9 protein-coding genes and 1 pseudogene are annotated in these 10407 nt (G+C 61.3%); 8 read left to right on the top strand and 2 right to left on the bottom strand.

What is annotated here, in order from left to right; translation table 11 throughout:
* Positions 1-177: 177 nt before the first annotated feature.
* A complete protein-coding gene (locus QMX91_RS25045; protein ID WP_134785607.1) occupies positions 178-768 on the top strand; it encodes a YceI family protein in 591 nt (196 codons plus the stop codon).
* Position 769: 1 nt separating this feature from the next.
* Complete coding sequence (locus QMX91_RS25040; protein WP_098967611.1) at positions 770-1927, top strand: phosphatidylserine/phosphatidylglycerophosphate/cardiolipin synthase family protein; 1158 nt, start codon at positions 770-772, stop codon at positions 1925-1927.
* Positions 1928-2080: 153 nt separating this feature from the next.
* Here QMX91_RS25040 and bglX read toward each other — a convergent pair whose 3' ends face one another.
* A complete protein-coding gene (bglX, locus tag QMX91_RS25035) occupies positions 2081-4372 on the bottom strand; it encodes a beta-glucosidase BglX (RefSeq protein WP_098967613.1) in 2292 nt (763 codons plus the stop codon).
* Between the two features lie 258 nt (positions 4373-4630).
* Between bglX and QMX91_RS25030 the strand changes: the two genes are divergently transcribed.
* From QMX91_RS25030 to QMX91_RS25015, 4 genes are all read left to right on the top strand, one after another.
* On the top strand, positions 4631-5239 hold the full coding sequence (locus tag QMX91_RS25030) for a LemA family protein (protein WP_007963199.1): 609 nt from the start codon (positions 4631-4633) through the stop codon (positions 5237-5239).
* A 13-nt stretch (positions 5240-5252) separates the two neighbouring features.
* On the top strand, positions 5253-6005 hold the full coding sequence (locus QMX91_RS25025) for a TPM domain-containing protein (RefSeq protein WP_282413532.1): 753 nt from the start codon (positions 5253-5255) through the stop codon (positions 6003-6005).
* A 33-nt stretch (positions 6006-6038) separates the two neighbouring features.
* A complete protein-coding gene (locus tag QMX91_RS25020) occupies positions 6039-6656 on the top strand; it encodes a hypothetical protein (protein WP_210557927.1) in 618 nt (205 codons plus the stop codon).
* A gap of 280 nt (positions 6657-6936) precedes the next feature.
* Positions 6937-8160: an SAM-dependent methyltransferase gene (locus QMX91_RS25015; protein WP_098967616.1), complete on the top strand. Its 1224-nt coding sequence runs from the start codon at positions 6937-6939 to the stop codon at positions 8158-8160.
* A gap of 59 nt (positions 8161-8219) precedes the next feature.
* On the opposite strand, the pseudogene QMX91_RS25010 reads toward QMX91_RS25015, so the two are convergent.
* Positions 8220-9125: pseudogene (locus tag QMX91_RS25010) on the bottom strand (DMT family transporter).
* A gap of 281 nt (positions 9126-9406) precedes the next feature.
* Here QMX91_RS25010 and QMX91_RS25005 point away from each other — a divergent pair.
* Both QMX91_RS25005 and QMX91_RS25000 read left to right on the top strand, forming a co-directional pair.
* Positions 9407-9988, top strand: a complete 582-nt coding sequence (locus QMX91_RS25005; RefSeq protein WP_095138502.1) for a DJ-1/PfpI family protein — start codon at positions 9407-9409, stop codon at positions 9986-9988.
* Positions 9989-10001: 13 nt separating this feature from the next.
* The gene (locus QMX91_RS25000; protein WP_098967621.1) at positions 10002-10307 is read left to right on the top strand and encodes a ribbon-helix-helix domain-containing protein; all 306 of its coding nucleotides are present in this window, start codon (positions 10002-10004) and stop codon (positions 10305-10307) included.
* Positions 10308-10407: the final 100 nt, after the last annotated feature.

The following is a 10407-nucleotide window of genomic DNA, read 5'->3' as shown; positions in this document are numbered from 1 at the left end:
GGCTTGCTCGCGAATGCGGTGTGCCATTCAGCATTTGTGTTGACTGATTCACCGCCTTCGCGAGCAAGCCCGCTCCCACAGGAGGTTTCACCAATCGATAGATTTGCGGCGATCAGTTTGCAATAACGGCGTGGGCGGTTAAGGTTCGTGCAGGTTTATCGCCCCCACGAGTATTCAATGTTCAACCGCTCCCTCTATACAGCCTTCGCCAGTCTGCTGCTGACTGCCGCCGCGCTGCCGGCGCAGGCCAACTGGTATCTGGATGGCGAGTCGTCGCGGCTGTCGTTCGTCAGCACGAAAAACGCCCACATTTCTGAAGTGCAGCGCTTTCTGGTGCTGCACGGCAAGGTCGATCCGGATGGCCGCGCTGAAGTCGAAGTCGAGCTGGACTCGATCAACAGCGGCATCCCGCTGCGCGACGAGCGCATGCGCAAGGAGCTGTTCCAGATCGAGCAATTCCCCGAAGCGACCATCAGCACCCGGATCGACCTGCGCCCGATCAACGATCTGGCCCCCGGTGCGCAGCTGGAATTGCGTCTGCCGCTGACCGTCAACCTGCACGGCAAGCAACATGAATACCCGGCAGAGTTGCTGGCCACCCGTCTCGACGACCGGCGTTTTCAAGTGGTGACCCTGGAGCCGGTGGTGATCAACGCCGAGGATTTCGATCTGGCGCCGGGGCTGGAAACCCTGCGCAACCTGGCCGGCCTGTCGGCCATCAGTCTGTCGGTACCGGTGGGTGCGGTGCTGATTTTCACGGCGCGCTGACATGCGCGGCGCGGTGTTCCCTTGGCGTGACGGCAACCGGTTCGAACTGTTGATTGACGGCCCGCAATTCTTCCCGCGCATGCTGGTGGAAATTGCCCGCGCCGAGGAGCAGGTCGAACTGGAGTTGTATCTGGTGGAGGCGGGCGCTTGTGCCGAGGCCGTGGTTCAGGCGCTGGTGCAGGCCGCCGAGCGCGGCGTGCGGGTACGCTGCCTGTTCGATGACTACGGCAGCCTCGCGTTTACCCTGCACCTGCGTCAGCGCCTGACCAAAGCCGGGGTCGAACTGCGTTTCTACAATCGCCTGAACTGGCGGCGCTGGGTCGGCAACTTCTATCGCGATCACCGCAAATTGCTGCTGGTCGATCAGCGTCTGGCGGTGGTCGGCGGCACCGGTGTTACCGATGAATTCTGGACACCGGGGCAGGACAGCAGCGAGTGGCACGAAGTGATGGTGGAAATCAACGGCCCGCTGGTGCTCGACTGGCAAGTGCTGTTCGACCGCCAATGGATCGCCAACCGCCATCGCCGGGCGTGGAAACCGTCGGCGCATGTCGGCCTGCCACGCTTGCCCAAGGTTCCGGACATGGGCGAGGGCATGGGCCGTGTGGCCTATGCCGATGCGCGTCAGCATCGCGACATTCTGCAGTCGCTGTTTCGTGCACTGAACAGCGGGCAGAAGCGCATCTGGATGGCCACCCCGTATTTCCTGCCGACCTGGAAAATCCGCCGCTCGCTGCGCAAGGCCGCTGCTCGCGGTGTCGACGTCCGGTTACTGCTGACCGGGCCGCGCACCGATCACCCGTCGGTGCGTTACGCCGGCCATCGCTACTACCCGCGCCTGCTCAAGGCCGGGGTGCAGATCTTCGAATACCAGCCGTGCTTCCTGCATCTGAAAATGGTGTTGGTGGACGAGTGGGTGAGTATCGGATCGTGCAACTTCGATCACTGGAACCTGCGCTTCAATCTGGAGGCGAATCTGGAGGCACTGGACCCGTCGTTGACGGCAGCGGTGGTGCAGAGTTTCGAGAAGGATTTCGGTCTGAGCCAGCAGGTCAGTCTGGAGGAGTGGCAGCGCCGGCCGTTGTGGCGGCGAGTGAAGCAGCGGATCTGGGGTTGGGTGGATCGGCTGGTGGTCAACATTCTCGATAGACGCGGTTAACGCCAATTCCGAACCCAGTGGATTCCAATGTGGGAGGGGGCTTGCTCCCGAAGGCGGCATGTCATTCAGCATTAATTTAGCTGATACACCGCATTCGGGAGCAAGCCCCCTCCCACAAAGGCCCCTTTCACACGGGCATTGGTTACTGAATAATTACAGCAACTCAAAGCTCTGCTGCGTCACATCCTGCGAATCCAGGCCGATCTGCACGTTGAACTTGCCAGGCTCGGCCGCGTACTTGAGCTGGGCGTTGTAGAACTTCAGGTCATCCTCGGTGATGGTGAAGTGCACGACTTTCTGTTCGCCGGCCTTGAGCATGACTTTCTGGAAGTTCTTCAGTTCTTTCACCGGGCGAATCATCGAACCGGCGACGTCCTGGATGTACAGCTGCACCACGGTTTCGCCGTCACGTTTGCCGGTGTTTTTCAGGGTGACACTGGCATCGAGCTTGCCGGTCTTGTTCAGCGTGGTTGACGACAGCGCCATGTCGCTCAGCGTGAACTGGGTGTAGCTCAGGCCGTAACCGAACGGGAACAGCGGACCGGTGGTGTCATCGAAATACTGCGAGGTGTAGTTGCCCGGCTTGCCCGGCGTGAACGGCCGGCCAATGCTCAGGTGGTTGTAGTAGGTCGGGATCTGGCCCACGGAACGCGGGAAGGTCACCGGCAGTTTGCCCGACGGGTTGTAGTCGCCGAACAGCACATCAGCGATGGCGTTACCGCCCTCGGTGCCGCTGAACCAGGTTTCCAGAATCGCATCAGCCGACTGGTTCTCTTCGAGGATGGTCAGCGGACGGCCGTTCATCAGCACCAGTACCAGCGGTTTGCCGGTGGCTTTCAGGGCACGGATCAGCTCGCGCTGGTTTTCCGGGATGTTCAGGTCGGTGCGGCTGGAGGATTCGTGGGACATGCCACGGGATTCGCCCACAGCGGCGACGATCACGTCGGCGTCCTTGGCCGCTTTCACCGCTTCGTCGATCAACACGTTGGCCGGGCGCGGATCATCGACCACTTCCGGGGCGTCGAAGTTGAGGAAGTTCAGGTAATCCAGCACCTTCTTGTCGCTGGTGATATTCGCGCCACGGGCGTAGATCAGGTTGGCCTTGTCGCCAATCACCGAGCTCATGCCGTCGAACAGCGTCACCGATTGCGCCGGCTTACCGGCCGCCGCCCAACTGCCCATCATGTCGATCGGCGCCTTGGCCAATGGACCGACCAGCATGACTTTCGCGTCTTTCTTCAGCGGCAGGGTTTCGTTCTGGTTCTTCAGCAGCACCAGGCTGCGGCGTGCCACGTCACGGGCCTCGGCGCGGTGCAGACGGCTTTCGGCGTAGGTGTCGGCCGGATCATCCTCGGCCTTGCCGATGCGCAGGTACGGGTCCTTGAACAGGCCCATGTCGTACTTGGCGGCGAGCACTTCGCGCACGGCGTTGTCGATGTCTTTCTGCTCGATCTCGCCGGACTTGAGCAGCCCCGGCAGCTCTTTGCCGTACAGGGTGTCGTTCATGCTCATGTCGATGCCGGCCTTGATCGCCAGCTTCGCCGCTTCACGACCGTCAGCGGCCACGCCGTGCTTGATCAGCTCGAAGATCGCCCCGTGGTCGCTGACGGCCAGGCCCTTGAAGCCCCAGTCCTTGCGCAGCAGGTCGTTCATCAGCCAGGTGTTGGCGGTGGCCGGAATGCCGTTGATCGAGTTCAACGCCACCATCACCCCGCCGGCACCGGCGTCGATCGCCGCGCGGTACGGTGGCAGGTAGTCCTGGTACATCTTCACCGGGCTCATGTCGACGACGTTGTAGTCGCGCCCGCCCTCGACCGCGCCATACAGGGCGAAGTGCTTGACGCTGGCCATGATGCTGTCAGCCGCGCTCGGCGTGTCGCCCTGATAGGCCTTGACCATCACTTTGGCAATGCGCGAGGTCAGGTAGGTGTCTTCACCGAACCCTTCGGAGCTGCGGCCCCAGCGCGGATCGCGGGAGATGTCGACCATCGGCGCGAAGGTGATGTCGAGGCTGTCGGCCGCGGCTTCCTTGGCGGCAACGCGCCCGGACTGACCGATGGCGTCCATGTCCCAGCTCGATGCCAGGGCCAGCGGAATCGGGAAAATCGTACGGTGACCGTGGATCACGTCGTACGCAAAAAACATCGGAATCTTCAGGCGACTGCGCATCGCCGCGTCCTGCATCGGACGGTTTTCCGGGCGGGTGATCGAGTTGAACGTACCGCCGATGTTGCCCGCAGCGATCTCTTTGCGGATCAACTCGCGGGGCATTTCCGGGCCGATGCTGATCAGGCGCAACTGGCCGATCTTTTCATCGAGGGTCATTTGTTTCATCAGATTGCTGATGAACGCGTCCTTGTTTTCCAGGGGTACCGGGGTCGTGGCGGCCAATACTTGATGACTGGCCAGGCTGACGAACAGGCCCAGCAAACACAGCTTCTTCATGAATATTTTTCTCAAGGGCCCAAGCGGCAATGCAATGCCGGCCAGCCAAAAGTTAGGGAGCGACTATTGTTGTTCGGGTGCAGGCTCAAAATGACCGAGCCAAAAACGCCCGCCGACACTCGGCAGCGTTTGCGCAGGGCCTCTTTTTAGCCCATCGGCCCGTTGCAATCCAGTGGCGCGGCCGATTATGCCCCAACCGCTGATGCAGAAGGTTTCACGGTCGGTTTTTTATGAAATATGCCAGGGAGCATCACTTTGATGAATGTCAGTCCAACCTACCGCTCGCGTCTGCAGGTCGCCACGCTGCTGGTGCTTGCCACGTTGTTGACCGCGTGCGGCATCAACAATATCCCGACCCTCGACGAACAGGCCAAGGCGGCGTGGGGCCAGGTCCAGAACCAGTACCAGCGCCGTGCCGACCTGATCCCCAATCTGGTGGAGACCGTCAGAGGCTACGCCAAGCATGAAGAAGCGACATTGACGGCGGTGGTCGAGGCGCGGGCCAAGGCGACGTCGATTCAGGTCGATGCCAGCACCCTCGACAATCCGGAAAAACTCAAGCAGTTCCAGCAGGCTCAGGATCAGTTGAGCGGTGCGCTCAGCCGTTTGATGGTGGTCTCCGAGCGTTATCCGGACCTGAAGGCCAACCAGAACTTCCTTGCCCTGCAATCGCAGCTCGAAGGCACGGAAAACCGGATTGCCGTGGCGCGGCGCGATTTCATTCTGGCGGTGCAGAAATACAACACCGAGATCCGCACGTTTCCCGGGCGCCTCTGGCACAGCGTGATGTACAGCGACCTGCCGATTCGCGAAACCTTCGAAGCCACCACCCCCGGTGCGGAAAAGGCCCCGGAAGTGAAGTTCTGATTCGAGGTTGCCCATGCGTGTGTTGAAGATAGGCCTGGTGCTGATGCTCTGGCTGTTCGCCGTCAGCGCCCGGGCCGAGTTGACGTTCCCGGCGCTGAGCGGGCGGGTGGTGGACGAGGCGCAGATGCTCGAGCCGTCGGTGCGCGCCCAGTTGAGCCAGCAATTGCAGGCTCACGAGCAAGCTACCGGCGAGCAACTGGTGGTGGTCACGGTGCCTGATCTGCAGGGCACCACCATCGAGGATTACGGCGTACAACTGGGCCGGCACTGGGGCATCGGCCAGAAAGACAAGAACAACGGCGCGCTGCTGATCGTCGCCCGGGACGAGCGCAAACTGCGCATCGAAGTCGGTTACGGGCTGGAAGATCGGCTGACCGATGCACAGAGTTCGGTGATCATTCATCAAGTGATCACCCCGGCGTTCAAGGCCGGCAATTTCAGCAAGGGCATCAGCGACGGCGTTGCGGCGATGCTGGTGGTGCTCGGCGGCAATCCTCTGGACGAACCGTCGACGGTGTACGAGTCGAGCGGCGATCCGCAGAGCGATTTTGTCTCGCGTCATCCGCTGTTGTTCGTTTTTCTGGTGGTGTTGTTCATCCTGACCGTGTTTGTCTGCCAGATGCTCGGTATCCTTCCCGCCGGCCGTGGCGGCTCCGGAGGCGGGGGCGGTTTCGGCGGTGGTGGATTTGGCGGTGGCGGTGGAGGCGGGGGCTTCAGCGGCGGCGGGGGCAGTTTCGGCGGCTGCGGTTCGTCCGGCGGCTGGTGAACACACAACAATAATGATCAGGCATTTTTCGACATGGCATTACTGAGCGAACACGAACAACGCAAAGTCGCCGAGGCGATCGCCCGGGTCGAGCGCGACACCGACGCCGAACTGGTCACCGTGCTGGCGGCCCGCGCCGATGACTACGCGTACATTCCGTTGCTGTGGGCCAGCCTGCTGGCGCTGCTGGTGCCGGGCATCGTCCATTACCTGACTGGCTGGCTGACCATGCACAGCCTGTTGCTGGTGCAATGGGGGCTGTTCATCGTCCTGTGCCTGCTGTTTCGCCTGCCGAAGATCACCACCCATCTGATCCCGCGCCGCGTGCGCCACTGGCGGGCATCGAATCTGGCGCGGCGGCAGTTCCTCGAACAGAACCTGCACCACACCGTCGGCAGCACCGGGATGCTGATCTTTGTCTGCGAGGCCGAGCGCTACGTGGAGATTCTGGTGGACGAGGGGATTTCCCGGCGGCTGGACAACAAAAGCTGGGACGCGATCGTCGCCGCGTTCACCGAGCAGGTGCGGCAGGGGCGCACGCTCGAGGGCTTTGTCACCTGCATCGAGGCCTGTGGGGAACTGCTCAAGGTGCACGTGCCGGTGACGCAGGTGAGGAATGAATTACCCAATCGGTTGGTGGTGCTGGCCTAAAAGCCCCTCACCCCAGCCCTCTCCCGGAGGGAGAGGGAGCCGACCGAGATGTCTTGCGCTCGACATCGGCCTGAGAAACCGAGTCGATTATGGATTCAAAGGCACTCTTTCAAGTCGGTGAACCTCTTCAATATCCCCCAATCAGTCCCCTCTCCCTCCGGGAGAGGGTTAGGGTGAGGGCGCTTTTAAAGCCGTTTGGTAAATAAGAACGTGTCCCCAACCCCCATCCCCCCTAAAATACTCGCCATTCCCGTTTCGCCCCGCCCGAGGCCGCTTGTTCATGTCCGTTACCGCCCCATCCGCGCCGTCTGCCAAACCCGCGCCCGATCATCACGCCCAGTTCATCGAGCTGCTGCAAACCAGCCTCGAACACAACGGCTTCATCAAACTGGTGCTGGCCAAGTACGTGGGTGAAGAGGCGGATCTGCAGCGGATCATCATCAAAGCGGTGACGGTCAAGGCGCAGCCACACCTGTCGTTTGTCTATCGCTACAAGACCCGCGACATCACCAAGAATCTGCCGCTGAGCGAAGGCGTGGCGGTGATTGCCGAGCTGTTGCCGGCCGCGTTCAAGAATGCGCATCTGCTGACCGTGACCGACGAAGCCCAGCTCGAATACAGCAAAAAGGGCAAGAGTTCACTGTTCAAGAGCAAACCTCAGCAATTGCGTGAAGCGCCGTCCGCCGAGCACAACCGTGAGAAAAACCGTTTTCTGGACTTGAGCCGACCGTTCCTCAAGGATCTGGGCGTGACCAACGCGCAGCATGAGCTGATCCCGGCGATGTCGCGCAAGTGGAAGCAGATCAACAAGTTCATCGAAGTCTTCAGCCACGCGCTGACCTCGTCACCGCTGGCGCTGGACAAACCGGTGCGGGTGGCGGACTTCGGCTCGGGCAAGGGTTACCTGACGTTCGCCATCCACGATTACCTGCGCAACACGCTCAAGGCCGAAGGCGAAGTCACCGGCGTCGAGCTGCGCGAAGAGATGGTTAACCTGTGCAACGCCGCCGCGGCCAAGTTGGAACACCCGGGCCTGGTGTTCAAGTGCGGTGACGTGCGCAGCGTGGCACCGAGCGAACTGGACGTGATGATCGCCCTGCATGCCTGCGACATCGCCACCGACTACGCGATCCACACCGGCATCCGCTCGGGCGCGTCGATCATCATGTGCTCGCCGTGCTGCCACAAACAGATCCGCCTGCAGATCCAGAGCCCGGCGCTGCTCAAGCCGATGCTGCAATACGGTCTGCACCTGGGCCAACAGGCGGAAATGGTCACCGACAGCCTGCGTGCACTGTTCCTCGAAGCCTGCGGTTACGAGACCAAAGTGTTCGAATTCATCTCGCTGGAACACACCAACAAGAACAAGATGATTCTGGCGGTGAAACGCGCCGAGCCGGTGGACCCGGCTCAGTTGCTGGTGAAGATTGCCGAGTTGAAGGCGTTCTACAACATCAGCGAGCACTGTCTGGAAACGCTGCTGCGTTCGGATGGCTACCTCTGATCCTGTGGGAGCGGGCTTGCTCGCGAAAGCGGACTGACAGTCAACGATGATGTCGACTGTTACGGCCCCTTCGCGAGCAAGCTCGCTCCCGCATTTGATTTTACTGCGGTCTTGCGCCCGAGCATCACCGTTGCGATCACCCCGCAGGCAAACACCCAAGTGATCGGCTCGACATGTTCACCAAAGAACAGCGCCGAAAACGCGATGGTGAAAAAGATCTGCAGCAACTGGATCTGACTGACCCGCGCGATCCCGCCCATCGCCAGCCCGGCGTACCAGGCGAAGAAGCCGAGAAACTGTGAGAACAGTGCCACGTAGCCGAAGGCCCACCAGGCCTTGGCTGACACTGCACCGTGATGCTGCAGCGCCAGATACAAGACTGGCCCGATCAGCAGCGGCGTCGACAGCACCAGCGCCCAGCAGATTACCTGCCAGCCGCCCATTTCCTTGGCCAACCGGCCACCTTCGGCATAGCCCAGACCGCCGACGGCAATCGCGCCGAGCATCAACAAGTCACCGGCCTGAATGCTCCCGGCTCCGGTGTACAACGCGTAGCCGAGCACCAGCGCACTGCCCAGTGCGGCGCAGGCCCAGAAGGCTTTCGATGGGCGTTCATGGGACAGCCACGCCGCATACAGCGCCACGCACAGCGGCTGCAAACCGTTGACCAGCGCGCCGTGGGACGCCGGCAAGGTCTACATGGCCCACGCCGACAGCACCGGGAAGCCGAGAATCACCCCGGCGATCACCAGGCTCAGGCCTTTGATCTGCTGCCAGCTCGGCCACTTCTCGCGTCGCCATAACAACAACGCTGCCGCGGGAATCGCCGCGAACAGCGCGCGGCCGAGGCCGTTGAGCAGCGGATGCAGTTCCTGCACCACGATCCGGGTGAAGGGCAGGGTCAGGCTGAAAATCACAACCCCGAGCAGGCCGAGGGCCATGCCGGTGTTTTCGCGCGAGGACATGTGAGTGACCAGAATTGAAGGTGACAGGAAGGTGGCTTCATCTAGCCATAAACCGGGCGGGTCGGGCTGTTACAGCTAGGCACAGACTTAGGCGTACAGTTTGCGGACGCTATCGCGAGCAGGCTCACTCCTACAATTGGAATGCATTCCCCTGTAGGAGTGAGCCTGCTCGCGAAAAACGATAACGCGGTCTTCGAGGTAGTAGCCGGTTGTTACCCGCCCCAACGGATAAGGTCTACTTTGAATACTCCTGCAAGCCCATTCCCAGAGGAGTCCTCCCCATGGCCGCGAAAAAAATCCTGATGCTGGTCGGCGATTACGTCGAAGACTACGAAGTGATGGTGCCGTTCCAGGCCTTGCAAATGGTCGGTCACACCGTGCACGCCGTGTGCCCGGACAAGGCTGCGGGCAAGACCGTGCGCACTGCGATCCATGACTTCGAAGGCGACCAGACTTACAGCGAGAAACCGGGTCACCTGTTTGCCCTCAACTTTGATTTCGCCAAGGTCGCCGAGGCCGATTACGACGCGCTGCTGATCCCCGGCGGACGAGCGCCGGAATATCTGCGCCTGAACGAAAAAGTTCTGGAGCTGGTGCGCGCCTTCGACAAGGCTGGCAAACCGATTGCCGCTGTGTGCCACGGCGCGCAGTTGCTCGCGGCGGCGGGTGTTCTGGAAGGTCGCGAATGCAGCGCCTATCCGGCCTGTGCGCCGGAAGTACGCCTGGCCGGTGGCACGTTCATCGATATCCCGGTGACCGACGGCCACGTTCAAGGCAATCTGGCGACTGCGCCAGCGTGGCCTGCGCATCCGAACTGGCTGGCCGGTTTCCTCGGCCTGCTCGGCACCAAGATCACCCTGTAACGAGGATCCGCCGATGTGCGAGCTCTACGTCAAGGCCGACCCGATTCTCTACGAATCCCGCTCGCGTTCGTTGCGCATCTGCGGCGTGGTGACGACGCTGCGCCTGGAAAACCAGTTCTGGGACATCCTCAGCGAAATCGCCGAAGTCGATGGCATGACCACCAATCAACTGATCGCCAAGCTGTATGAAGAAGTGATGGATTATCGTGGGGAGGTGGTGAATTTTGCTTCGTTCCTGCGGGTGAGTTGTACGCGCTATCTGAGTCAGCGGCGGGTGACGGAGCCGCAGTTGTCGGTGGTGCGGGCGGGGGTGAAATAGCTGATTGCGAGTCGCCCCCTTCGCGAGCAAGCCCGCTCCCACAGGTTTCTCTGGTGCTCACAAATTTTGTGGTCGCTGACGAACCCTGTGGGAGCGAGCT

Origin of the sequence: Pseudomonas sp. PS01299, from assembly GCF_029960145.1 — a bacterium.
Classification (GTDB): domain Bacteria; phylum Pseudomonadota; class Gammaproteobacteria; order Pseudomonadales; family Pseudomonadaceae; genus Aquipseudomonas; species Aquipseudomonas putida_A.
Note: the sequence above shows the minus strand (reverse complement) of the source record. Positions and strands in the feature narration are given on the sequence as shown.

Excerpts from the sequence above, each read along its gene's own strand:
- QMX91_RS25045 (WP_134785607.1), top strand. The coding sequence starts at position 178 with ATGTTCAACCGCTCCCTCTATACAGCCTTCGCCAGTCTGCTGCTGACT.
- QMX91_RS25005 (WP_095138502.1), top strand. The coding sequence starts at position 9,407 with ATGGCCGCGAAAAAAATCCTGATGCTGGTCGGCGATTACGTCGAAGAC.
- QMX91_RS25030 (WP_007963199.1), top strand. The coding sequence starts at position 4,631 with ATGAATGTCAGTCCAACCTACCGCTCGCGTCTGCAGGTCGCCACGCTG.
- bglX (WP_098967613.1), bottom strand. The coding sequence starts at position 4,372 with ATGAAGAAGCTGTGTTTGCTGGGCCTGTTCGTCAGCCTGGCCAGTCAT.
- QMX91_RS25025 (WP_282413532.1), top strand. The coding sequence starts at position 5,253 with ATGCGTGTGTTGAAGATAGGCCTGGTGCTGATGCTCTGGCTGTTCGCC.
- QMX91_RS25015 (WP_098967616.1), top strand. The coding sequence starts at position 6,937 with ATGTCCGTTACCGCCCCATCCGCGCCGTCTGCCAAACCCGCGCCCGAT.
- QMX91_RS25000 (WP_098967621.1), top strand. The coding sequence starts at position 10,002 with ATGTGCGAGCTCTACGTCAAGGCCGACCCGATTCTCTACGAATCCCGC.
- QMX91_RS25040 (WP_098967611.1), top strand. The coding sequence starts at position 770 with ATGCGCGGCGCGGTGTTCCCTTGGCGTGACGGCAACCGGTTCGAACTG.
- QMX91_RS25020 (WP_210557927.1), top strand. The coding sequence starts at position 6,039 with ATGGCATTACTGAGCGAACACGAACAACGCAAAGTCGCCGAGGCGATC.